Origin of the sequence: Thermomonas sp. (genome assembly GCF_041905325.1) — a bacterium.
In the GTDB taxonomy this organism is placed as follows: Bacteria; Pseudomonadota; Gammaproteobacteria; order Xanthomonadales; family Xanthomonadaceae; genus Thermomonas.
The window spans coordinates 21,057-44,417 of record NZ_JAYRLK010000011.1 but is presented as its reverse complement, the minus strand read 5'-3'; the positions used below and the strand labels follow the sequence as shown (position 1 = coordinate 44,417).

The 23,361-nt window shown below is 66.1% G+C and carries 24 protein-coding genes; 4 read left to right on the top strand and 20 right to left on the bottom strand.

What is annotated here, in order from left to right; translation table 11 throughout:
• Positions 1 to 90: 90 nt before the first annotated feature.
• The 16 genes from ACE3OK_RS11050 to ACE3OK_RS10975 form a co-directional block, all read right to left on the bottom strand.
• Positions 91 to 669, bottom strand: a complete 579-nt coding sequence (locus tag ACE3OK_RS11050; RefSeq protein ID WP_374249595.1) for a FliH/SctL family protein — start codon at positions 667 to 669, stop codon at positions 91 to 93.
• Complete coding sequence (gene fliG, locus ACE3OK_RS11045) at positions 666 to 1,649, bottom strand: flagellar motor switch protein FliG (RefSeq protein ID WP_374249619.1); 984 nt, start codon at positions 1,647 to 1,649, stop codon at positions 666 to 668. The genes ACE3OK_RS11050 and fliG overlap by 4 nt, the downstream gene beginning before the upstream one ends.
• Before the next feature lie 10 nt (positions 1,650 to 1,659).
• Positions 1,660 to 3,324 (bottom strand): flagellar basal-body MS-ring/collar protein FliF, encoded by a 1,665-nt coding sequence (fliF, locus tag ACE3OK_RS11040; RefSeq protein ID WP_374249594.1) that lies wholly within the window; start codon positions 3,322 to 3,324, stop codon positions 1,660 to 1,662.
• An 87-nt stretch (positions 3,325 to 3,411) separates the two neighbouring features.
• Positions 3,412 to 3,768, bottom strand: coding sequence for a flagellar hook-basal body complex protein FliE (gene fliE / locus ACE3OK_RS11035; protein WP_374249593.1), 357 nt, complete (start codon positions 3,766 to 3,768; stop codon positions 3,412 to 3,414).
• 72 nt (positions 3,769 to 3,840) lie between these two features.
• The gene (locus ACE3OK_RS11030; RefSeq protein ID WP_374249592.1) at positions 3,841 to 5,307 is read right to left on the bottom strand and encodes a sigma-54 dependent transcriptional regulator; all 1,467 of its coding nucleotides are present in this window, start codon (positions 5,305 to 5,307) and stop codon (positions 3,841 to 3,843) included.
• Positions 5,304 to 5,702, bottom strand: coding sequence for a response regulator transcription factor (locus ACE3OK_RS11025; protein ID WP_374249591.1), 399 nt, complete (start codon positions 5,700 to 5,702; stop codon positions 5,304 to 5,306). The genes ACE3OK_RS11030 and ACE3OK_RS11025 overlap by 4 nt, the downstream gene beginning before the upstream one ends.
• Before the next feature lie 19 nt (positions 5,703 to 5,721).
• The gene (gene rpoN, locus ACE3OK_RS11020; protein ID WP_374249590.1) at positions 5,722 to 7,104 is read right to left on the bottom strand and encodes an RNA polymerase factor sigma-54; all 1,383 of its coding nucleotides are present in this window, start codon (positions 7,102 to 7,104) and stop codon (positions 5,722 to 5,724) included.
• Between the two features lie 139 nt (positions 7,105 to 7,243).
• Positions 7,244 to 7,801: a PilZ domain-containing protein gene (locus tag ACE3OK_RS11015; RefSeq protein ID WP_374249589.1), complete on the bottom strand. Its 558-nt coding sequence runs from the start codon at positions 7,799 to 7,801 to the stop codon at positions 7,244 to 7,246.
• Positions 7,798 to 8,103, bottom strand: a complete 306-nt coding sequence (locus tag ACE3OK_RS11010; protein ID WP_374249588.1) for a hypothetical protein — start codon at positions 8,101 to 8,103, stop codon at positions 7,798 to 7,800. The genes ACE3OK_RS11015 and ACE3OK_RS11010 overlap by 4 nt, the downstream gene beginning before the upstream one ends.
• On the bottom strand, positions 8,100 to 8,492 hold the full coding sequence (fliS, locus tag ACE3OK_RS11005) for a flagellar export chaperone FliS (RefSeq protein ID WP_374249587.1): 393 nt from the start codon (positions 8,490 to 8,492) through the stop codon (positions 8,100 to 8,102). Before fliS ends, ACE3OK_RS11010 begins: the two co-directional genes overlap by 4 nt.
• A gap of 7 nt (positions 8,493 to 8,499) precedes the next feature.
• Positions 8,500 to 9,852, bottom strand: a complete 1,353-nt coding sequence (gene fliD / locus ACE3OK_RS11000; protein WP_374249586.1) for a flagellar filament capping protein FliD — start codon at positions 9,850 to 9,852, stop codon at positions 8,500 to 8,502.
• Between the two features lie 113 nt (positions 9,853 to 9,965).
• Complete coding sequence (locus ACE3OK_RS10995) at positions 9,966 to 10,391, bottom strand: flagellar protein FlaG (protein WP_374249585.1); 426 nt, start codon at positions 10,389 to 10,391, stop codon at positions 9,966 to 9,968.
• Between the two features lie 71 nt (positions 10,392 to 10,462).
• Positions 10,463 to 11,350 carry a flagellin gene (locus ACE3OK_RS10990; protein ID WP_374249584.1) on the bottom strand — a complete coding sequence of 296 codons (888 nt, stop codon included), beginning with the start codon at positions 11,348 to 11,350 and terminating at the stop codon, positions 10,463 to 10,465.
• A 318-nt stretch (positions 11,351 to 11,668) separates the two neighbouring features.
• Positions 11,669 to 12,970 (bottom strand): cytidylyltransferase domain-containing protein, encoded by a 1,302-nt coding sequence (locus tag ACE3OK_RS10985; RefSeq protein ID WP_374249583.1) that lies wholly within the window; start codon positions 12,968 to 12,970, stop codon positions 11,669 to 11,671.
• Between the two features lie 59 nt (positions 12,971 to 13,029).
• Positions 13,030 to 14,283, bottom strand: a complete 1,254-nt coding sequence (locus tag ACE3OK_RS10980) for a hypothetical protein (RefSeq protein ID WP_374249582.1) — start codon at positions 14,281 to 14,283, stop codon at positions 13,030 to 13,032.
• A 100-nt stretch (positions 14,284 to 14,383) separates the two neighbouring features.
• Positions 14,384 to 16,810, bottom strand: coding sequence for an HAD family hydrolase (locus ACE3OK_RS10975; protein ID WP_374249581.1), 2,427 nt, complete (start codon positions 16,808 to 16,810; stop codon positions 14,384 to 14,386).
• Positions 16,811 to 16,933: 123 nt separating this feature from the next.
• Here ACE3OK_RS10975 and ACE3OK_RS10970 point away from each other — a divergent pair, with 123 nt between their 5' ends.
• The 4 genes from ACE3OK_RS10970 to ACE3OK_RS10955 are packed head-to-tail and all read left to right on the top strand — an operon-like array spanning position 16,934 to position 18,091.
• Positions 16,934 to 17,200 (top strand): BrnT family toxin, encoded by a 267-nt coding sequence (locus ACE3OK_RS10970; protein ID WP_374249580.1) that lies wholly within the window; start codon positions 16,934 to 16,936, stop codon positions 17,198 to 17,200.
• Positions 17,166 to 17,459, top strand: a complete 294-nt coding sequence (locus ACE3OK_RS10965; RefSeq protein WP_374249579.1) for a BrnA antitoxin family protein — start codon at positions 17,166 to 17,168, stop codon at positions 17,457 to 17,459. The genes ACE3OK_RS10970 and ACE3OK_RS10965 overlap by 35 nt, the downstream gene beginning before the upstream one ends.
• A 60-nt stretch (positions 17,460 to 17,519) precedes the next feature.
• The gene (locus tag ACE3OK_RS10960; RefSeq protein WP_374249578.1) at positions 17,520 to 17,798 is read left to right on the top strand and encodes a type II toxin-antitoxin system RelE/ParE family toxin; all 279 of its coding nucleotides are present in this window, start codon (positions 17,520 to 17,522) and stop codon (positions 17,796 to 17,798) included.
• The gene (locus tag ACE3OK_RS10955; RefSeq protein ID WP_374249577.1) at positions 17,798 to 18,091 is read left to right on the top strand and encodes a HigA family addiction module antitoxin; all 294 of its coding nucleotides are present in this window, start codon (positions 17,798 to 17,800) and stop codon (positions 18,089 to 18,091) included. Before ACE3OK_RS10960 ends, ACE3OK_RS10955 begins: the two co-directional genes overlap by 1 nt.
• A 49-nt stretch (positions 18,092 to 18,140) precedes the next feature.
• Here ACE3OK_RS10955 and flgL read toward each other — a convergent pair whose 3' ends face one another.
• Genes flgL through ACE3OK_RS10935 form a run of 4 tightly spaced genes read right to left on the bottom strand, consistent with a single transcriptional unit; the run spans position 18,141 to position 23,353 of the window.
• The gene (flgL, locus tag ACE3OK_RS10950) at positions 18,141 to 19,349 is read right to left on the bottom strand and encodes a flagellar hook-associated protein FlgL (RefSeq protein ID WP_374249576.1); all 1,209 of its coding nucleotides are present in this window, start codon (positions 19,347 to 19,349) and stop codon (positions 18,141 to 18,143) included.
• A gap of 8 nt (positions 19,350 to 19,357) precedes the next feature.
• Positions 19,358 to 21,238: a flagellar hook-associated protein FlgK gene (gene flgK, locus ACE3OK_RS10945; protein WP_374249575.1), complete on the bottom strand. Its 1,881-nt coding sequence runs from the start codon at positions 21,236 to 21,238 to the stop codon at positions 19,358 to 19,360.
• Positions 21,239 to 21,241: 3 nt separating this feature from the next.
• Complete coding sequence (flgJ, locus tag ACE3OK_RS10940; RefSeq protein WP_374249574.1) at positions 21,242 to 22,216, bottom strand: flagellar assembly peptidoglycan hydrolase FlgJ; 975 nt, start codon at positions 22,214 to 22,216, stop codon at positions 21,242 to 21,244.
• 36 nt (positions 22,217 to 22,252) lie between these two features.
• A complete protein-coding gene (locus ACE3OK_RS10935; protein ID WP_374249573.1) occupies positions 22,253 to 23,353 on the bottom strand; it encodes a flagellar basal body P-ring protein FlgI in 1,101 nt (366 codons plus the stop codon).
• Positions 23,354 to 23,361: the final 8 nt, after the last annotated feature.

Sequence of the window (23,361 nt, the reverse complement as noted above, 5' to 3'; positions counted from 1 at the left end):
CGAACTGCGGCACGTGACGGGAATCACGCTTCGCGCTGCCTATCCAGCGCCTTTTCCGGGCAAAGTGCAAGGGAAGGAACGGGCCGCGGTTCATTTCTTTTTTCCCGATGCAATCGCCTGCAAAGCGGCGTTCAGGCGCGCCGACAGACTGCCGTCGATGCGCACGCTGTCGGCATGCACGCGCAGGTCGCCACGGGCCAGGTTGGTGTCGGCCACCAGCCGCACGCCTTCGAGGTTGGACAGTTGCGGCGCGAGCAGCCCCAGATCGTCCGGGTGCAGGCGCAGTTCCACCAGCCGGCTGTCGTTGCCGGCGATCTCCAATGCTTCACGCACCAGCGCTTCCAGCAGTTGCGGGTCGGCGGCGTAGCTTTGCCCCAGCAGGGCACCGGCGATGCGTACGGCCAGGTCCCCCAGCGCATCGCCGACCTCGGCATCCAGCCGCGCCAGCGGGCGGGTGAAGGCGTCGAGGATGCCCTCCATCTGGGCGATGATGCGGCGGATTTCGGCTTGCCCGGTGGCGACCCCCTCGGCATGTCCGCGTGCAAGGCCTTCGGCGCGCGCGGCCTCCTCGATGGCCTCCAACTCCTCCACGCTGGGCAGGCCGCGCAGGGCCTCCGCCGGCGGCGGGGGCGCCAGTTCCGGGGCGGCCCAGCGCACGGTGGTGCTCATACGAAGACCTCGGCCTTGGCGGCCAACTGGATGGTGCCGTCTTCGGACAGCTTGCGCACGATGGCCAGGATTTCCTTCTGCGCGGCTTCCACTTCCGCCAGTCGCACCGGGCCGCGTGCCTCCATGTCTTCCACCAGCATCTCGGCGGCGCGCTGCGACATGTTGCCGATGATCTTGTCCTTGACCTTGCTGTCGGCACCGCGCAATGCCAGTGCCAGCTTGTCGGCGGCCACTTCGCGCAACACCGTCTGCATGGCGCGATCGTCGATCTCGGCGAGGTTGTCGAACACGAACATCAAGTCGCGGATCTTGCCGGTCAGCGCCTCGTCGATCTGCGCGATGTCGCCGAGGATGGTTTCATCCATCCCGCCATCCATGAAGTTGAGGATATTGGCCGCCACCTTCACGCCGCCGATGGAGGACGATTTCAGGTTCTGGTTGCCGGCGAACTGCTTGGCCATCACGTCGTTGAGCTCGTTGAGCGCGTGCGGCGGGATGCCGTCGAGGGTGGCGATGCGTACCAGCACGTCGGCGCGGGTGCGGTCGGGCAGGAATTTCATCGCTTCGGCGGCCTGATCGCCATCCAGGTGCGACAGCACGATGGCGATGATCTGCGGGTGCTCGTTGCGGACCAGGTCGGCGATGGCGCGCGGCTCCATCCACTTCAGGGTGTCCAGGCCGGTGGTGTTCCTGCCCATCAGGATGCGGTCGATCAGGCTGCTGGCACGGTCTTCGCCCAGCGCCTGCACCAGCACCGCACGCACGTACTCGTCGGCACCGCTGCCCAGGCTGGGGCGCTCCAGCGTGTCGACGAACTCGTCGATCACCTTTTCCACCTCGTCGCGCGACACACTGCCGACCGAGGTCATCGCCACGCCCAGCTTCTGCACTTCCTTCGCGCCCATGTGCTTGAGCACTTCGGCGGCCTGCTGCTCACCCAGCGAGAGCAACACCACGGCGGCGCGTTGCACACCGGACAGGGCATAGACTTCAGCCATCGGAATTCACCAGGTCACGAACCACGGCGGCCACCCGCTTGGAATCGCTGCTCACGGCGGCCCGTGCCGTTTGCAGTTTGTCGTCCAGTGACACCCGGCCCGGGTGGTGTTCCTGGGTCAGTGCCGCCGGCAGGGGCGAGTGGCCATCCTGCGCCAGGATCTGCGCCTCCGGTACATCCTCGTGCGCCTGAACTGCCACGCGCGGGGTGGTGATCGAACGGAACGCCGGCCGCAGCACGAACCACACCACCAGCAGCACCGCCAATCCGCCCATCAAGGTGCGCAGCAGGTCGCGGGCGCGCGGGTCTTCCCAGAACGGAGTGGACGCCTCGGGCTCCACCGGCTGGCGGGCGAACGGGGAGTTGACCACGCTGACCGCATCGCCGCGCTTGGCATCGAAGCCGATGGCCTGCTCCACCAGTGCCTGCATGCGCTGGATTTCCTGCGCACTGAGGGCGCGCTCGGTCACCTTGCCGTTCTTGCCCGGTGCGCCGGCGATGTTGTCCACCAGCACGGCGGCGGTGACGCGGCGGATGCGCGAGGGCGCCTGGCGGGTGTGGGTGAGGGTGCGGTCGATTTCGTAATTGCGCACCGCATTGCGGGTATTGGCGGTGTTGGAGGTATTGGCGGCGGAGGCATTGCCGGCGGCAGGCGTGGCATTGGCCGGCGGCGTATTGCTGGCGCTGCCCGGCACGCCCTGCGCGGCGCCGCCGGTGCCGGTGGCATCGGTGGTGTTGGTGGCGGCCAGTGAATTGCCGGATTCGGACACCTGTTCGCTGCGCACCAGGCCGGCCTGCGGGCCGTACACCTCGCGCGCTTCCTCGGTCTGGGCGAAATCCATGTCCACGCTGACTTGCGCGCGCACTTTGCCGGGGCCGGTGATCGGTTCCAGCAGGGACTGGATGCGCTGCGCGAAGGCGGTTTCCTGGCGGCGCTGTTGCTCGTATTGCTTGGCGCTGATGGCGGCGTCGCTGTCCGGGTCCGAGGTGGAGAGCAGGCGACCGAACTGGTCGACCACGGTGACTTTGTCGGCCGGCAAGTCGGGGATGGACGAGGAAACCAGGTGCACGATGGCATCGACCTGGCCGGATTCGAGGCTGGCACCGCTTTGCAGCATCAGCACCACCGAGGCGGTGGCCGGCTCGCGCTGGCGGGTGAAGGCCGAGGGCCGCGGCAGGGCCAAGTGCACGCGCGCCTCGCGCACCGGGCGCAGGTTGGCGATCGTGCGGCCCAGCTCGGTTTCCAGCGCGTGCTGGTAGCGGGCGGTTTCCACGAACTGGCTGGTGCCAAAGCCCTGGTCGCCCTCCATCGATTCGAATCCCTTGCCGTCACCACCGCCCAAGCCGGCACCGGCCAAGGCCATGCGCGCCTCGCCCAACTTGTCTTCCGGCACGGTGAGCAGGCCGCTGGCGGGGTCGATCTTGAACGGCACCTGGGCCGTGCGCAGCAGGTCGCGGGCCTCGGCCGAGGTCTTGGCATCCAGCCCCGGCAGCGGCGTGTAGGCCGGTTTCTGCGTCCAGAAGAACAGCCACAGGCCCAGGGCGATGGCGGCGGCCACCGTGCCCAGGGTCAGCAATTGGCGCACCAGCGGGATGTCCTGCAGGCGGCCCAGCTTCTTCAGGTCGTTGGGGGTCTTGGGGAGGGCGATGACGCTCATGACGTAGATCTTGGCCGGTTGTGCGTGGGGTCTGGCGGGAGGTTTCTGGCATCAGGTGGAACGTGGTGCAGCGGCGGGCGCGGCCCGTCAGATCGGCATGTTCATGACCTCTTGGTAAGCCTGGACCAGGCGGTTGCGCACCTCCACCGCGGCCTTGAAGGCCACCTGCGAGTGCTGCATGGCCACCATCACCCGGGCCAGGTCGGCGCGCGGATCGCCGACTTCGAAGGCCTGTTGCAGGGCTCCGGCGTCGTTCTGGGCCTTGCTGACGCCATCGATGGCGTTGCTCAAGGTTTGCTGGAAACTGGGGGCCGCCGGTTGTGCGGTGCCGATGGCATTGGAAGGACGGGCGTCACCGGCTGCCGACGCCGGGCCAAGGCTGCCCTGCGTCCGCAGCTCGTGGGCGCGGATCTGGGAGAGGATCGAGCTGATGGCGTCGGTCATCTCGGCATCGGAGGGAAAGGGCCTGCCGTCCTATAGGCAAGTTCCGTGCCGATGCCGCGTCAAAATTCCGTGTCAGGGCGTCCCGCTGCCTTCTTCGGTCGCGGTTTCGGTACCGCGCTCGATGCCGTACTTGCGCAGCTTTTCCAGCAACGTGGTGCGGCGCAGGCCCAGCAGGGGAGCCGCATGGGCCACCACCCCGCCGGCCTGCTGCAGGGCCTGGCGGATCAGTTCGTTTTCGATGTCGGCAATGTGCTGGCGCAGGTCCAGCCCGCCGGCAGGCAGGGAAACCAGCGGCGACAGGTTGGCGGGATCGACCGGCGCACGCGGGGCCGGGGCCGGCAGGCTGGGGGGCGGCAGCGGCGGCTCGACGTGGAAGTCCTCGGGCAGTGCGGCACGGTAGCGGGCCGGCAGCTCGGCGACGCCCACCCGGCCGTCGGGGTTGAGCACCGCCAGGCGTTCCAGCAGGTTGCTCAATTCGCGCACGTTTCCGGGCCAGCTGTAATGCTGGAGCGCGGCGATGGCGTCGTCGGTCAACGTCACCCGGCCGCGTCCGGCGTCGGCCAGCTGGCGGGTGATGGCGGTCACCAGGTCGGGCAGGTCGTCGCTGCGCTCGCGCAGCGCGGGCATTTCGATGGGGAAGACGTTGAGCCGGTAGAACAGGTCTTCGCGGAACTTGCCTTCGGCGATATGGTTTTCGAGGTTGCGGTGGGTGGCCGCCACCACGCGCACGTCGCACTGGATCGGCGCACCGCCGCCCACCCGTTCGAACACGCGCTCCTGCAGCACCCGCAGCAGCTTGACCTGCATCGCCATCGGCATGTCGCCGATCTCGTCCAGCAGCAGGGTACCGCCCTCGGCCATCTCGAAGCGCCCCTTGCGCTGGGTCAGCGCGCCGGTGAACGCGCCCTTCTCGTGGCCGAACAGCTCGCTTTCCAGCAGGTCGGGCGGGATCGCGCCGCAGTTGATGGCAACGAACGGCTTGTCCTTGCGCGGCGAGCGCGCGTGGATGGCGCGCGCAGCCACTTCCTTGCCAGTGCCCGATTCGCCCAGCACCAGCACGGTGGTGTCGAAGCGGGCCACCTGGTCGATCATCCGGTTCAGCCGCAGCACCGCCGCGCTGCGGCCGGTGGGACCGATCTGCGGGAGTTCGCGGCGGGCATCGTCGTCCATCCGCTTGATGCTGGCCCGACGCAGCACGTCCTGCAGCTCATTGCGGCGGATCGGGTAGCCCAGCGCCCAGACCATTTCCGGGTGCAGGTGCTTGCGCCAGCCGGCGTCGCCGGACTGGTCCGGCAGCATGATCACCGGCGGGTGCAGCGGTTGCCGCGACAGCCAATGGGTGAAGGCATCCCAGGCCTTGGCATCGCCGACGTCGCCGGCGATCACCGCCACCCAGTCGCTGGCGCGCGACTTGCCGACGTCGATGTCGGCCGCATCCACCACGATGCGCGGCGTGAAATCCATGAAATCGAGCAGGGTGGCCAACCGCTCGGTGCGGGCTTCGTCGGCGTCGACCAGCAGGATGCGCGATTCGCTCATGCGTCGCCCTCGTGCGTGCCGCCCGACGCGGCCAGCCGCTCCAGCAGCGGCAGCACTTCCTGCATGTAGTTGAGCTTGCTGACGAAGGCATCGCTGCCGGCGCGCAGTGCGTGTTCGCGATGCTCGCTGTCATCGAAATGGCTGACGATGGCCACGAATGGCGGGGCGTCCTGCGCCTTGATCAGGCGGGTGGCCTGCAGGCCGCCCATTTCCGGCATGGCCAGGTCCATCAGCACCACGTCGGGGCGCAGGGTTTCGGAGCGGGACACCGCCTCGATGCCGTTGCCGGCGGTGCCGACGATGTCGATCCACGGGTGCTTGCGCATGTGGCGCAGCACCGCGTTGATGAAGCCCTCGTGGTCGTCCACCAACAGCACCTTGATCGTGTTCAGCATGTCCAGCCCCATACGAAAATCATCCCAGCCGCAGCCGTTGTCCCTGTTCACGGCGGCGTTGCCGTGCCGGTGCGATGGCCAACTGCTCACGATACTTGGCCACGGTACGGCGCGCCACGCGGATGCCCTGCCTGGCCAGCATCGCGGCGATCACGTCGTCGGCCAGCGGCGCGTGCGCGGGTTCATCGTCGATCAGGCGCCGCACCATCGCCTTGATCGCCGCACCCGAGACCTCCGCGCCTTCCAGCCGCACCGCGAACAGCCGCTTGAGCTCCAGCGTGCCGCGCGGGGTCTGGATGTACTTGCCGGTGGTGATGCGCGAAACGGTGGATTCGTGCACGCCGATCTCCTCGGCCACTTCTTTCAGGGTCAGCGGGGCGATGGCCTCCTCGCCGCGCTCCAGGAACCCCTGCTGGCGCGCCACCAGCACCCGCGCGGTCTTCAGCAGGGTGTCGTTGCGCATGCCCAGGCTGCGCAGCATCCAGCGCGCCTCGTCCAGCAGTTCACGCATGCCGGCATGGCCGGCGGCCTGCTCGGCATAGGCGCACAGCCGCAGGCGCGGGGTGCTGCGATGATTCAGTCGCACTTGCCAGCCACCGGCGGCGCGCCAGGCGATGACATCGGGGACGATGAAGGCCGGCTCCGGCTCCGGCGGCTGTTCCACCGGGTGCGGTTGCAGCGACAGGATCAGGGTGATGGCGGCCGCCACGGCCTCCGCCGGGGCCGACAGGCGTGCAGCCAATGCCCCCAGGTCATGGCGTGCCAGCATGTCGAGGTGGTGGGCCACGATGTCCAGCGCCAGCGTGCGGGCAGGGCTGGCGGGCAGGGCCCGCAGCTGCGCGTGCAGGCATTCGCCGGGGTCGGCGGCGGCCATCCCCGGCCATTCCCCCGCCAGCAGCAGGCGTTCGCGCGCGGCCAGCAGGGTGGCGGCGGGGATGCCCAGCGCCTGCTCCCCCTGGCGTGCCAGCGGCCCGGGGGCATCTTCCAGGTAGCCGCGGTCGTCGCAGGCATCCAGCCACCACGCCGCCATCGCCAGCTCTTCCGGCGTGCAGCGCAATTGCATCTGCTGCAGCAGGCGCTGGCGCGGGTCGCTGGATTCGCCAGCGGCAATCCGGGCGGTGGGGTCGTCGTCGGCATCGCCCGCGTAGCTGCCGCCCGAGAGAAACATCGGTTCCGGCAATTCGTCCCAGGCGGCGGATTCCAGCGTGGCGGCCTCGGACGGATCCGGTGCGGGGGGGGCATCGTCCTCCGGCACCTGTTCCAGCAACGGATTGCGCTCCAGGACCTGCTGCAGTTCCTGCCCGAGCTGCAACGAGGTGACCTGCAGCAGGCGGATGGACTGCAGCAGTTGCGGGGTCAGCGTCATCTGCTGCCCCATCTTTGCCTGCAAGCTCGCCTTCATCCTTGCCCTCGTGTCAGATCCCGTGCCCCCGGATGGAACGTTTCAAGTTGCGCGCAGCCACTATCGGGAAAAAAACAGGAAATGTCGAGTTTCCGACGCGCCAGCAGGGAACCGGTGGATTCGGAGCGTGACCGACGCCTCAAGCGTGACGCCTGCGTTCGGCAATGGCACGCCGGTGCTGGCGGAACAGGTGGCGTTCCAGTGCCGATACCGCCCCTTCGGTCAGCGGGCCGAACCGCAGCCACAGGTGCAGCGCACCATTGGTGCCGGGCTGGCAGGCCATCACGGTGGCAGGCAATTCCAAGGGCTCGGCCAGCCAAGGGGCGGCCTGGGTGCGGAACATCCCGGTGCTGCCTTCCGCCAACGCCGTTTCCACCGGCATCCGCGCGCCCACCGCCGACCAGCGCAACGGCACCACGGCATCGGCATGCCCTTGGTGGCGCAATGCGCCCACCAGTGCCATCAGCAGTTCCAGCCGGGCCTCGATGCGCCGCAAGGCCGGGGACTGCGGGCTTTCGTCATCCTCGTTGCCGCTGTCTTCGATTACCGCGATGGCGTGCAGGCAGGCCTCGGCGCGCGCGCAAGCAGCCTCCGCTGCCACGGCATCCACCGGCTGGGCGGAAAATGCACTGCGCTGGGTTTCCTCGCAGGCCAGCGCGTCGCCGAACAGCACGGCGTCGGCCTGGTCGCGGTTCATCCCATGGCCTGCAGGTAGGCGTGCGCCCCGCGCTGGTGGCGTTGCAGCATCCGGATCTGGTCGGCGGCGTGGTCGCGCAATGCGCTCAGCTCATCCAGCAAGGCCTGGTGGGCATCGGCCAGATGCTGCCATTCCTGCATCTGGCGGGGGTCGGGCAGGGCGTCCGGCCCCAGCGCCTGCCGCACGGCGCGGTCATGGGCATCCAGCAATGCCTGCGCCGCGTCCAGGTCGGCCTTGCCCAACGCTTCCCGCAGGGCGTCAGCCGGCAGTTGGGGAACGGCGTCGGGGGCGTAGTCGGTCATGGGGTGGCGGCCGGCTCGATGGCTTGCCAGGCGCTCTGGATTTCGGCGATCAGGCCATCAATTTCGCGCAATTTCCCGGCATCGTTATGAAGATTGGCTTCCACCAGCCGACGCTGGGCGTAGTCGTACAGGGAGGCCAAACCGGCGGCGATGTCACCGCCCGCCTTGTGGTCCAATGAACCATCCAACTCCCCAATGATCATGCTGGCTTCGCTGATGGCCTGACCCTTGCGCGGGATGTCGCCGGCGGCCATGCAGGCACCGGCCAGTTGCAGGCGTTCGCGGATGCCGGCCAGCATCAGGGCCACCAGCCGGTGCGGGCTGGCGTCGAGCACGGCGCTGTGGACGGCGGTCTGGCGGTAGTGCTGGGCGGAGGCACGTGCGTTCATGGCGGTCTCAGCGGCTGTTGTTGAGCTGGCTCAGTTGTTGGGAGACGTAATTCTGAGTGCCTTGCAACTTCGACATCATCGTGTCCAGTGCGGTGAACTGGCGGCGATAGGTCGCCTCCAGGCGATCCATGCGGGCATCAAGGTCCGTACGCTGCCGGGCAAGCACCTTGCTGCGGGCGGTCAGGCCCTGCTGGCGACTGGGCAACAGGCCTTGGTCCCCCAGGAAGTTGTGCAGCACATCGCGCATACCCTTGCCGAAATCGGTGGTTTCGCCGAACAGCTTTTTCACGGCGTTGGGGTCGGACGCCAGCGCGGCGTCGAGCTTGCTGGAATCCAGCGTCAAGGTGCCGTCCACGGCGGTTTTCAGCCCCAACGTGCTCAAGCCCTGGTAGCCATTGCCGATCGTGTTGCGCAAGGTCTGCATGATCGAGCGCGGGGCGGCGTCGCCACTCAGCGGGCCGGCCACCGCATCCTGCCCGCCCGCAGCGGAAAGCGTGCGGATCTGGGTGATGGCGGCGTTGTAGGCGGTGACGAACCCATTGAGCGTGGTTTTCAGGGAAGCCGGGTCTTCGGCCACATCCAGTGCGAACGCGGTGCCCGGCTTGGCCGTGGACAGGTTCAGGGTGATGCCGCTGATGGCATCGCTGATGGTATTGCCCTTGGCGGTGCGGGTGATGCCATCGATGACGACCTGCGCATCCTGTGCGGCGTCCTTGGTGGTGATGGTGCCACCGCTGGTGTTCAGTGCCGCCAGTCCGCCATCGCCACCGCTGGCGGCGATCGTGACGGCACCGGCGGTGCCGCTGATGCGGGACGTCACGAACAGCACGTCGCCGGCATCACCACTGACCACGGTGGCCGCGACCTTGTCGCCGGCCTGTGCGTTGATGGCATTGCGGATGTCGGCCAGGGTGCCGCTTCCGGATCCGATGCTGACGTTGATGGGGGTGCCTGCCCCCACGCTGATGGCCAGCGTGCCATACCCCAACTGGGCGGCGCTGCCGTCGCCATTGCGGGCCAGCGTGGCCGATTGCAGGCGATGCGCCTGGGCCAGGCTCTCGACGCTGATCATGTAGCGGCCGGGGGCGGCGCTGCTGCTGGCGCTGGCGGAAAACCCGGCACCATCGGCCATCGTGGCCTTGCGGCCGGCCTGTGACCCGGTGCCATCGAATTTCTTGATTGCGGTTTCCAGCGCCGACAACGCGGAACTCAGGCTGCCGAATGCGGACACCTGGGCCTTGATGTCCTTGTCGACCGCATCCAGTCGCTTGTCCGCAGGGGCCCGCTCGGCCGTCATCAGCTGCGAGACGATGCTGTTGACATCCAGGCCGGAGCCGATGCCGGTTGCGGTGATGGCCATGTTGCCTCCCTCTGGTCGCCGTGCCTTTGGCGCCAATGACTTCGTGAAGGTTATCGGCAGCCCAGGCCGTGGCTTGAGTCAACGATACCGTTAGCGTGCCTACCCTGCGCCGCTCAGGCGTGCTGGTCAAGCAACCCGCTGCCGGTCTCGGCCAGCCGTTTGGCCAGCGCCAAGGCGGCGGCATCGGGAATCTGCATGATGGTCTTGCCGTTCTCGTCGACCACCGACACCACGATGCGCTTCACATCTTCGTCCACGCGGAACCGCAAGGATGTCTGGGTGCGGGACTGGGCCATGGCTTCGTCCAGCTGCTTTTGCAGCTCTTTGGCAGCCAGTTCGCTGCGCGCCTGGTTGGCTGCAATGGCGGCCTCGGCGGCGGCCTTGCCGGCATCGTTGCGCGCAACCTCGACCGGGGGTTTCGCTGGTTCCGGTGCGGCCTGGGACAGGGCAACCGCCGCCCGCGACGAAGCCCCGGCAACGCTGGTCGGGGCGGGGCGGGCCTCGACGGGCGAGGCATGGACGGACGCGATGCTGGACATGGCGGCACATCATTTGAAAGCCGTGCAGGGAGGCCGTGCGTGCGGCCTCCCCGACGGGTGGAGCGTGAGGATCAACGCAGCAGGCTGAGGACGCTCTGCGGAGCCTGGTTGGCCTGGGCCAGCATGGCGGTGCCGGCCTGGGTCAGGATCTGCGTACGAGTCAGCGATGCGGTTTCGGCAGCGAAGTCGGTATCCATGATTCGACTGCGGGCGGCCGATGCGTTCTCCACCGTGATCTGCAGGTTGCCGATCACCGAGTCGAAGCGGTTCTGGGCCGCACCGTAAGTGGCGCGCTCCGCATTCAGCTTGTCCAGGGCCACGTCGATGTCCTTGATGGCATTGGTGGCGTTGGTGCCATCGGTACCGGTGATTTTCGAACCACTGGAAGCGGTTACGGTGGCGATCACGTCCTGGGCAGAATCGCTGCTGGTGAGGCCGCCCGTGCTGCCGGCAGTACCGCCGGAAAGCTGGTTGCGGGCCACGGAGACCACATCATTGCTGGTGGTGCCGGCACCAACCTGGAAGGAGAACGACGTGGAACCCGTGAACAACGAGGTGCCGTTGAAGGTGGTGCCGCCGACCACGCGGGAAATTTCCTCCTGCAACTGCGTGAACTCGGACTGCAGGTTGGTGCGGTCGTCGGAGCTGTTGGTGGCGTTGGCGGACTGCACGGCCAGCTCGCGCATGCGCTGCAACGAATCGCCGATCTTGCCCAGCGCGCCTTCCGCGGTCTGCGCCAGCGAAATGCCGTCGTTGGCATTGCGGATGGCCACGTTGTTGCCGCGGATCTGCGCGTTCATGCGCTCGGCGATGGCCAGGCCGGCGGCGTCGTCCTTGGCGCTGTTGACACGCAGACCCGAGGACAGGCGCTGGATGGTGGTGGCCTGCGACAGGCTGCTGGTGTACAGGTTGCGCTGAGCATTCAGCGACATGATGTTGGTGTTGACGCTATTAGCCATGATCGTTCTCCTGGAGTGGGGCCGGCGGGCTGGGCCACTGCCGGGGGTTACCGCAGAAGTTGCCGTTGTGTGGCCCTTTCCTCTGCTGGACTAGGTAACGGCGCTGGCTGCGCGCCCTTGAGGGAAATATCCGGAAGTGCGATCAATGGCGCAGAAATAAAATTTTTTCTGTGCATCCCCTAAAGAAACCGTCAAGGCGGCGGACGGCCAGGCTGGCAGCTGCCGAATCCGACGCCGACCACGTGCGAAGTGTGACGACGTGCGCGCCACATGCGAAAACGCCGCCTTGCGGCGGCGTCCGACCCTGATTCCGCGTGCTCAGAAGAACCCGTATTCGCGCGTGAGTTTTTCCACGTCGGCACCTTCCGAGATGTCGATGATGATGCGCTTTTCGTTGGTGGCGATGCGCAGTGCGTCCTCCAGGACGGCCTGCTCGATCCGCCGCGGGATGACCACCAGACCTTCCCGATCGCCGAACACCAGGTCCTCGGGGCACACCTTCACCCCGCCCACGACGATGGGCCTGTTGACGTGGTCCAGCGTCGCGCGCTTGCGCACGTCCTGGCAGGAGTACCCGCGTGCGAAAACCGGCAACCCCAGGCGGATGACATCCGCGCTGTCACGCGTCATCCCGCCGACGACGACACCTGCCGCACCCCGGCGAATGGCGAGGTTGGCGTTCAATTCCCCGAAATATGCGTATTCGCCGATTTCGTTCTCGACCACGATGACGTCGTTCGGAACCACGGTGGCGTAGCTGTCCAGCGCCTTGTAGATGCCACGGAAATCCTCGCCCTCGGCAAGCTTGCGCAGGCGCAGCGTCTTGGCGCGACCCAGCATGTGCACATCGGGGAGATTGGGGGCCAGCCCGCGGATGACCTGGTTCGGGTAGCCGTGGTCGTCGAGGATGTCGGACAGCATCGGGCTGGACAGCAGGCCCTTGAGGTTGTTCAGCAACGCCCGGTCACGCTCGCGGCGGCCCGCCTCGATCAGCTCCGCAAGCGCGAAGTCCTCTGGCCAGTTCACGTCGATGGCTTCCAGCGGGCTTGCCTCAAGCAGGAACGGGGAATCGCCGATCCGGCGTTCCAGCTGCATGGCGGCATCGCGCCGCACCATGTACAACCCCATCGTTTCGATGATGGTTTCTTCCAGCGTGAAGCTGTTGGGGATGTTGGCGATGTCGTAAACCGGGCGCCCGTCCTTCCATGTATAGAGCCGGTCCTTGCGCACGAGGACGGCAGAGTCATGTCGTGAGTCCGGTTTGGAAAGTTCTTCCACGCCCTTGCGGATGGTGGATGGTTCAATGAACGGGCTGGTGCAAAGCATCTGGATGCAGATGTCGGCCTCGACCTGGCGTACCTGATTCATGAACAGCCGGTTGCCATCGGTGGCGTTGCTGGCAAGCGCGGGGTCGCGCATCAGCACCTTGCAGCCGCGGTCGGCCACCATCGCGGCAATGTCCTCGGACTCGGTATCCAGGCAGACCTCGTCGATGAAGTCGCAAGCAAGTAGCTTGTCGATGCCATGCAGGAACAGGGGCTTGCCATCGAGCAGGCGGACGTTCTTGTTGCCGATGCGGTCACTGCTGCCTTTGGCTGGGAGAAAAGCGACGACTTTCATGTGGCAGGTTTCCTGATGAGCCATCTTGGAAGGTTGTTCGACGCAAACGACAGGCGCTCCTAGGTGGAGGAGGACATCGCCGGAGCTTGTGCGGCGATGAAATCGGCCAGTTGATCGATGCCGTGGCGGATATGGGAGTGGCGGTCATCTTCCCGGACGAGATGGCGGTTGCAGAGGATGCCGATCAAATGACGTGCATTCCTGCGCTTGCTGGCCGCATCCACATCATTCAGCCAGGAATCGATGTCAGACTTAAGGGTGGCAGAGCTCAAGCACGAGTATGCCGCACCTGCGCGAGCGGCAAGACTGTTCCCGAAAACCAGCAATGGTTTGTCTCTCAGCAAGACCTCGTATTGCAAGGTCGTCGTGCCGACGCAGATCACGCGATCAACGCTACTGATCAGATCGCCAATGGGAATCTTGTCCGCCTCCATGAACCGGGAGGGCTTTCGCAAAGGATTTTCCGCGAGAATCAGGCGATTGATGGGGTGATCACGAAAGAGGATGGTGCAATTATCGGGAAGATGTGCGTCCAGCGCATCGATGGCATCCTGAAACGACCGCCAGATCGGTTGACTCAAATCAATGGAGTGCTGCCCTCTGGGCTCGATGGATGATCCAATCGCGCTGGAAAGCAGCAGCACCGACCGGTGCCCTGCAAGCGGCCATGCAGCTAGGGATGCAGCATCGACAGGGTACCTGTCGACCGGGTTTTTGGTAGACAGTGCGCGTGCGGCTTCGAAAGCCCCCTTGCCCTGATATTCCATGTCGCCCTGCAATCCCGCATGCAGGGAAAATGTGGCCAAGGTGTCATCCCAGGCATTCACTTCACCCATTTGCACTTGGTAGGAGCCGGCGAGTTGCCCTCGCTCGATGCACCATGCCGGTACGCCATGCACCTGCAGGACATTGCGCGCCACCCGACTGTGCGGGTGGGTGGTATTCCACAGCATTGCCGCAAAAGGTTTCAGATCATGGATTACCCCGCGATAAAACCATTCGCATCTGGCTGTCGCCATGGAGCAAAGTTCCGTGGTTCCCAAGTAGCCTGACCATGCATATTCTGCGGCCAGCAGGGGGGCAACCGGATGGAACGGCGCACTGCATTCTTCGGTGATGCGGTCGTTGAAGCCATACAAGGAGTACGGAATGTCGAGGACGGGATATGGAAAGCCGGCGACCTTTTGTGTCGCCAGCATGACCAGCCGGATACCGCGGGATTCCAGTGCGTCACCCAATCTCCGGAAAAAGCCGGCGCACCGCTGATCCGCAAAGGCAAAGCAGCTTGCAAGGAATATCCTGTCGATTGTCATCACCCACCATGCCGTGACCGGCAGTGCGGCCTGTTGTCAGGATGCAGCAGTTCTGCACGGCGTCGAACGCGATGGCAGTTGTTATTGCTTCCGAAAATGATCAAGGCAACCCCACCAATGGCCGAAACACGATATCCAACGCCAATTTGATCGGTCCGGCCGTGGCCGTACCCGCCGGCAACATGACCAACGCGGAGTTCGAGGTGCATTCCAGCAGGCCGTTGCCGTGATCCTGCATGCCATCCAGGATCAATGCGTTGCGCACGTCGGTGCCGGCATCGAAGTCGCTGTCCAGCACCAGCTCTCCCAGCCGCAGGACCCGCGCCTCCACCAGTTGCAGCCATTGGTGGCGATCCCCGAACAGCAGGCCCACGTCGGTGTCGCCGGTACCCAGCGGGATCTGCACGCGATAGCAACCGTCATAGGTGGCGACCGCCTTGACCGGAAGGCGGGCCACATTTTCCCCACGCAGCAGCAATGCGGTGAGTGGCTCGGCGCGCAATGTCCAGTCGCCGGCACGGAACAGCAGCCCGTACCGATAGGAGGCCAGCATCGACAGGGTCATCTCCAGGCCGGCATGACGCAGTTCGTGCGGGGTGTTGATGCGTTGGTCAAGATTGTTGCGTGCCGCATAGAACAAGCCGTGGCGGCGCAGTTCGGCCAGGCTGCGATCGGTGTCATGCAGGCGCACCACGCGGTCGGTTCCCATGTTGAGTTCGAGCGCGAATTGGTCGTAATGCGCAAGTTCTTCACGGTCGGGGAAGAACACCATGCGCGCGAACTCCGCCAGCGCAGCATCGCGCAAATCATCGGTGCAAGGGCGCTTGTCGCCGGCGACATAGCGTGCTTCGGCCTGGCGGATGAAATCCAGGGCATGCTGCTGGATGCGAACCACCTTCTCGGTCTGCTTCTTGCCGGTGGCGTTTTCCGACAGGATCGGGCTGCCGTCTTCGCCATAGTCGACAACGGAGCCGGCGCTGGTGGTGCTGAGGCTTTCCAGCAGCGACACGAACGGAAGCAGCGTGGCAATGGTGCGCGGGTCGTAGCGGGTGGAATCGATCATGCCCAGCCGCGTGGCACCCGTGCCGGCCATCGGGGTGCACATGAAATACCAGCCATGCAGGTCCACTCCCCATTCGGCGTGCATCATGGGGGCCAGCACCCGCTGCGCGTTGCCGACATATCCCAGGTCGACGAATACCAGCGTATCGCCACGGGCAAGGCCGAGTTCGCTCTCCAGATAGGTCTTCAGGCGTGCGCGGTATGCGGCCGAATGCGTGGTGATCATTTCCAGGTGCTTGGGCAGCAGGACTTGGCGAATGAGTTCCTGTTGCGGTCGCTTGTGCTTCTTGACGGCCTCGATGATGCGTTTGGCTTCGTCACCGCAGATGCCAAGCTGTTTCAGCAGCGCCGCGTACATGTTGGTATTGGAGAAGATGGCCAGGTAACGCTCCACGTCCTCGGCATTGCGGAAAGATGCTGCGAATGCCGCGAAGCGGGAGATGTAGACCGGCTTGCCGTCCATGTCGCCGGTGAGTGCCCGGTATGCCTCGCATGGCATGTAGCCGTCGCGCAGCAGGAACGCCATTTTGACCTTGCGGCCCTGCGCCAGGCTGGCCTGTTTGCAATCGCGCAGCCAACTGGCAAAGGCATGCATCATCGGCCCCAGCGTGGTGTAGCCGACTTCCTGATCGATGCCCACAGGGGCACCCACCGCTGCTTGCACGGTGTGGTATCCGGCCGGCATCGGGCGGCGCGAGCGCACATCCGGCTCGAGCAGGCGAAGCACGGTGGATTGGTGTTGAAGCCTGGATTCCAGCGCGGCGGGAAGGTGCCGCAGGTGCAGGCCCCGGATTCCGGCGGCGCGGGCGGCAAACCAATCGGAGGTCGGGTTGTCCCCGATGTGCAACATGCCGGCCGCCGGCAGGTTGAAGCGTTGGATGAGGTGTTTGATCAACCCGCCGCCCTTGGTCATGTCGTAATCACATGACACCGCGACCCGCCCGATGGCGGCGTAGGCATCTTCGGGCAGGCAGGCTTGCAGCAACCGGCGCAATTGTGGTTCGCGCAGGTACATGTCGGAAACGATCATCACCTTGATCCCGCGACGCGCGGCATCACGAATCAAGGCCACCGCCTCGGGCAGTGCGCGGCAGGCATCGATTTCCGCCTGCAGCTCGGCTTCCTGCAACGCCGCGATGGCCTCGGGCGTCAACCCGTCGGCGGTGGCCTTGCAGATTTCTTCCAGCGACACTTCGGAACTGCCGCGTCGGACGGTGGCCAATTTGCGCGCCATCGTTTCCGACAGCGCCCGCATCTGGGCATCCAGACCGATCGCCTGCCATGCGGGCGATGCCTGCAAGGTGTAGAACACATCGGCTGGATGCGCCACCTTGCGCCAAAGGATGGTGTCGAAACAGTCCAATGACAGCAGCTTGATACGCGAAAAACGATCAAGGACGGTGCCCAGCTCGGAAACCGTGATCGTTTCTTCGGGTTGGATATCAATCGACTGATGGCTGGCCATGGCATCTCGCTTCGCGGGCAATGCGTCAGACAAGCAAATATCGTTCCACTTGCCCGCAAAATAGCGTAGCAGGCGATGGTACGCACCTTGACTACGCAAATTAATGGGGGTACGTTAATTTGCATGGATATCGAGTTCGACCCGGCGAAACGTGCCATGACCCTGCTGGAGCGCGGGCTGGATTTTGCCGATGCCGGGGCGTTGTTCTCGAATACGCACTACACCCGGTCAGACAGCCGCAAGGATTATGGCGAGCCGCGTTTCCAGACCATTGGAATCCTGTACGGTCGCGCGGTCTTCATTGCATGGACGCCACGCGGCGACGCTCGCCGCATCATCAGCATGAGGTATGCGCATGAACACGAAGCTCAAGCATTCGGAATGGATTGATCCCGATGACGTGCCGGTTTGGACGGAAAAGGAGTTTTCCGATCCAAAGGGTGAGTGGCGCATCGGCGACCAGTTGGTGACGCGCGAGGAAGCCCGCGCCGAACTCGCCAAGCGTGGGCGTGGGCGGCCAAAGTCCGAAGCCGCGAAAGTGGCCGTGAAACTGCGCCTCGACCCCGATCTGCTGGCGGTGCTGCGAGCCACCGGCGATGGCTGGCAGACGCGGGTGAACCGCATCCTGCGGGAGCGGTTTGCACTGTAAGCTTCACGGCGGCGCGGCCGGTCGGTTGTTGCGTGATGCGCAACATGATGCGGTCGTGAAATGATCAAATTCTTTCGCCACAAAGGGCTGCGCCGGCTGTTCGAGACCGGCAATGCCTCTGGTGTTCAGGCGAACCATGTCAAACGCATCAGGCTGCAACTGTCCGCGCTGGATACGGCCCGGGCAATTGATGACATGGACATCCCCGGCTTTCGGCTGCATCCGTTGAAAGGCGAAATGAAGGGGCGTTGGTCGATCACCGTCAATGGCAACTGGCGCATCACGTTCGAGTTCAAGGATGGAAACACGTACGTGCTGGATTACGAGGGCCATCACTGATGAACATGCACAGTCCTCCCCATCCGGGCGAATTCATTTCCGGCATCTATCTGGAACCCAGCAACATCAGCGGCCGGGAGCTTGCCGAGAAGCTTGGCGTTGCCGCTTCCACGTTGAGCCGGGTGCTCAACGGCTCCAGCCGGGTAACCCCGGAGATGGCGTTGCGCCTTTCCAAGGCGATCGGTCGCTCCCCCGAGAGCTGGTTGGCCATGCAGGACGCGCATGATCTTTGGATGGCCCGGCAGCATGTTGATTTGCAGGGGGTCGGCAAGCTCCGGCTGGCGGCTGCCTGATGTGGACGAACCGCATCCTGCGGGATGCGGTTCGCGCTGTGGCACCGAATCAAAGCTTGTCGAACAGCGAGCTGCTTTGCAGCCTGGCCATCATCCGCTGGGCGGCGTCGAGGGCGGTCATGTTGTATTGCAGGCGGCTGACCGCGTCGGCGAGGTCGGTGTCGCGCAGGCCGGAGAGGATGTCGGTCATGGCCACGGTATTGGCACCGCGCATGGCGTCGGCACTGTCGAGGTTGGCGCTGCGGATGCCGGTTTCCGAGCGCACGTCCAGCAGGTGTTGCTGGGCGCTGGTGATGTCTTCCAGCCCGGCCCGCAGGCCGTTGCTGCGGCGGGCGACATCGGCAGGGGTGCTGCCGGGGGTGTCCAGCACGTCGGCCAGTTGCTTCAGGGTGGCGAAGACATCCTGGTTCGGTGCGCGCTCCAGCTTGAAGCTGTCGCCGGCGGCGGGGTTGCCAGTGACCACGAATTGCACGCCCTGGGCGGTGATCGCCTGGCCCGATGTCCACGTGCCGCTGACCGGCGGGGACAGCGGGTTGCCGCTGCCATCCACCACGTCATAGTTGCTGGACGAAGTGAAGCGCAGTTGCAGGGTGGCGCCGTTCCACGTGGAGGAGTTGAGGATCTGGGTGGAATCCAGCACGCCGCTGCCGGTGTTGCCGGCGGCGGCGCGGGCGCGGCTGATGCCATCGCCAGTGGTCACGTCCATGAACACGCGACTGCCGGCGTCGGTATCGGCCAAGGCCACGTCCGGGGCCACGTCCACCGTGTTCTGGCCGTCGTTGCCAAGGTAGCTGACGCTGCCGGACGCATCCGAGAACGGCTTCACGCCGTCCTGGGTGCCGGCGAACAACTGCCGGCCGCGGCCGTCGTCGCGGTTGGCCACCTGCAACATGCTTGCGCGCAGGCCACGCAACTCCACCGCGATGGCGTGGCGGTCCTTGTCGTTGAGGGTGCCGTTGGTGGCCTGGATGGCAAGGTCGCGGGCGCGTTGCAACTGGTCGCCGGCATCGGCGAGCGCACTTTCCTGCTGCCGCAGGCGGTCGCCCAGCAAGGTGCTGTTGCTGCCGAACTGGTCGAGGCTGGCCAGTACGTGCTGGATCTGCTGCGCATCGGCGATGCCGGTGGGGTTGTCGGCACCACGGGTGAGCTTCACCCCGGAGGCGATCTGCTGTTGCAGCTTGCCGATTTCGTTTTGCCGTTCGCGCATGGTGGCCAGCGCGTTGTAGTGCATTTGGGCAGTGGAGATGCGCAGTGTCATGGCGGGCCTCAGCGACGCACGACCGAAAGCAGCGTCTGGAACATGGTGTCGGCGGTGGCGATGACTTGCGCTGCGGCCTGGTAGGCCTGCTGGTAGCGCATCATGTCGGCGGCTTCTTCGTCGAGGTTCACGCCGCTGAGCGATTCGCGCTCGGCGTTGACCTGGTCGTCGATGGCCTGCTGTGCGTCCAACGTCATCTGCGCATGGTTGGCCTCGCCGCCAGCACGGCTGGCCATGCGGGTCATGCCGGTGGTCAGGTCGGTGGTGGCGCCATCCAGCACGCGCTTGCTGTCCAGCGATGCCAGTTGGCGCGCATTGGAATTGTCGGATGAACGCGGCGGGGTGCGCCCCAGGGTGAAGGAGTCGCCGGCCACCGGCGTGCCTTGCAGGGTCAGCGTCCAGCCGCCGTTGCTGATCGCCGCACCCGGGGTATAGGTGTAGGGGCCGTTGCCGTCGATGGTGTAGTGGGTGGCGTCGATGAAATCGAGACTGGCCCCCGTGAACGACGAGAACAGGCTGCCGTCGGTGATGGCCGAACTGGCCACCTTGGCGTCGCCGAGGTTGCCGGTGTCGGGCTTGCTGGTCAGCGGGCCGGCCGCCGCAATCCCGGTGGAATCGTGGATCGCCACTTGCAGGTTGCCGGCGCTGCCGGCGGTGGGGGTGAGCAGGAAGCGGTCGCCGGCGGCGGCGCTGCCCCCCACGCTGATCGCCATGCCCCCCACCTTGAACGGATCGGCGAGGGTGCCGGTACCCGTCATCGCCACGGCTTCGCCGGTGTCGGCGCGCATCGCTCCCCAGTTGCTGCCATCGAAGCGCAGCACCAGGTTCTGGCCGGTCAGTGCGCCCACGTCGTCCAGTGCGGCGGTGACGGCGGCACTGCCGGTGTTGGCGGCATGGGCAGCCACCTGCGGGGCGGAAATGGCGAACAGGTCGGCACCCGGGTTGCCGTTGTAATCGATGCCCTGGTTCTGGATGGCATTGGCCGATTGCGCGAACGCGGTGGCCATGCGCCCCAGTTCCGCGCGCATCGGGTCCAGCACGCGGCTGCGGAACTCCATCTGCCCGCCCAATTCGCCGCTGACGGTACCTTCCGGCAGGCGCATCGCGCCAGTGGGGGTGTTCAACGCCAGTTGCAGCCGGTTGGGCTGGTAGGGGTCGGCCATGGTGGTCATGTTGGACGCGCGCACGCCCAGCACCAGCGGTTGCCCGCCGGCGGTGAACACGTTCATCGAGCCATCGTCCTGGATGACGGTGTTGGCACCCACCAGTTTCGACAGGTCGCGCACGCGCTGGTCGCGCGCATCCAGCAGGTCGGAAGAGACATTGCCGCCTGCGGAAATGATGTTGCGGTTGAGGTCGGCAATTTCCCCCGCCAGGCGGTTGGCGTCCCCGATCTTGCTGGTCATGCTGCGGTTGACGTCATCGTCCATCTTCGCCATCTGCGCATCCAGCGTGCGGAAGCGGGTGGCGATCTGGTCGCTGGATGCCAGCAACTGGTTGCGCGCGGGCACCGAGGCCGGGTCGGCGACGACGCCCTTGGCGGCATTGAAGAAGCTGGACCACGGTGTCACCAGCGACGTCGCCGAATCGGACATCAGGCCATCCATGCGCGAGGCCAGTTGCGAGAGTTGGTCCAGCCGTCCCAGCTCACCGGCGCTGTCGTTCTGGCGTGCGAACACCAGCCCGTCGGCCAACCGGGTCAATTGTTTGACATCCACGCCCTGGCCGATGCTGAGCATCGCGCTTTGCCCGGGGCGCGCCTGCAACTCCACCCGCTCGCGGGTATAGCCCGGGGTGGCCGCGTTGGCCACGTTGTGGCTGACGGTGGACAGCGCCCGCTGGAAGGCGAGCAGTGCCGAGGTGCCGGTGCCGAGAATGCCGGATGACATGGGTTATCCCTCCAGCCCGGCCAAGGCACGTTGCAGGGTGGCGCCACCGGCGATGGCCACGATCTTGGCGGCATAGGCCGGGTCGGTGGCGTAGCCGGCGCGTTGCAGCGCGCGGGCGAAGTGGTGCACGTCGCCGCCGCTGCCGCGCGCTTCCGCATAGCGCGGGTTCTGCAGCACGCGGGTGTAGTCGGCGAAACTGTCGGCGGCGTTGTCGTAGCTGCGGAAGGCTGCGCGGGTGGTGACGCGCGTGCCATCCACGTATTCGTGGGTGGCAGAACTGACCTGCTGGCCGCGCCAACTGCCGCCGGCCTTGATGCCGAACAGGTTGTGGGAAGTCACGTGGCCGTTCTGGCCGGCCAGCCGACGGCCCCAGCCGGTTTCCAGTGCCGCCTGAGCCACCAGCGCCTTGGCCGGCACGCCCAGTTCGGCCGCCGCTTTTTTGGCGTGGGGCCAGATCGAGCGCGCAAAGGCTTCCGGGCTGCTGCAGTCCAGCGGCGTGTTCTCGTCGCAGATGTTTTGCGCCGCCAGCAGGGGAGGCTGCGGGACGGGCAACGCGGCCATCGACGCACCGCTGCTGGCCGGTGCCAGCGCCAATGCGCCGCCGCGCAGGCCTGCCGGCAGGGGCAGGCCCGAGGGCGTATCCGCCGGTGCCAACGGCAGCGGGGCGGCGGGTTGCCGCAGCGGCAGCGGGCCGCTGGGCAGGGCGGGCTCGGCACTGCGGCCACCCAGCTGGCGCACGATCATCGGTTGCAGGCCCAGGCCGCGACCCTTGGTCAGTTCCCGTGCCAGCGCCTGGTCGTACATGTCGCGGTAGGTACTGTCGCCGCCGAACGGATCGCCCGGGGTGGCGCTGCGCATGCTTTTGATGAGCATCTGCGCGAATTGGCTTTCCAGCCCGCGAGCCGCTTCCTCCACACGCGCACGCTCCGGCGTCTGCGGACGCTGGAGCGAAATGGCGGTGGCGGCAGGCAGGCGCATGTCAGTCAGGATGCAAGGGGTGTGCCATTGGAGGGGTCAGATGACTTCCAGTTCGGCGCGCAAGGCACCGGCCTGCTTGAGTGCTTCGAGGATGGCGACGATGTCGCCCGGGGCAGCGCCCACGGCATTCACCGCGCGCACGATGTCTTCCAGTGAGGTGCCACCCTTGAACAACACCATGTGGTTGCCTTCGGTGGTGGCGGTGACGGTGGATTGCGCCACCGCCACGGTTTCACCCTTCGGGCTGAATGCCCCGGGCTGGCTGACCTGGGTGGCCTCGCTGATGGTGACGGTGAGCGAGCCGTGTGCCACCGCCGCCGGCAGTACCGTGACCTGGCCCCCCATCACCACGGTACCGGAGCGGGCATTGACGATGACCTTGGCCGACGCCGTGCCCGGATCCACGTCCAGTGCCTCCAGCGCGGCCAGGAAGGCGATGCGGTCGCCCGGCGGCGGGGTGATTTCGATGGTCACGCCGTCCAGGGCGTGCGCGCGACCGCTGCCGAAGGCGCGATCCACGGCGGTGACGATGCGTGCGGCGGTGGTGAAGTCGGCGTCATGCAGGTTCAGGGTGACATTGCCGGAGCTCGCGGCTGCCGGTGCCGGGCGTTCGACGATCGCGCCGGAGGGAATGCGCCCGCCATTGGGGGCATTCACCGAAATCTTCGAACCGTCGCGGCCGGCAGCACCGAACCCGCTGACGATCAGGTTGCCCTGCGCGATGGCGTACACCTGGCCATCGACGCCCTTGAGCTGGGTCATCAGCAGGCTGCCGCCGCGCAGGGAACCGGCGTTGCCGATCGACGACACGGTGACATCGATCGGCTGGCCGGGCTTGGCGAAGGCGGGCAGTTCCGCATGCACGGCCACTGCGGCCACGTTCTTGAGCTGCGGGTTCACCCCCGGCGGGAGGGTGGTGCCCAGTTGCTCCAGCATCGTCTTCAGGCTTTGCACGGTGAACGGGGTCTGGCTGGTGCGGTCACCGCTGCCATCCAGGCCGACCACCAGGCCGTAGCCGATCAACGGGTTGCCGCGCACACCTGCCACCTGCGCCAAATCCTTGACGCGCTCGGCGTGGGCCGGGGCGAGCAGGAGGGTGCAAAGCATGGCGGCAAGGGCTGTCAGGGTGCGTTTCATCGTCGCGG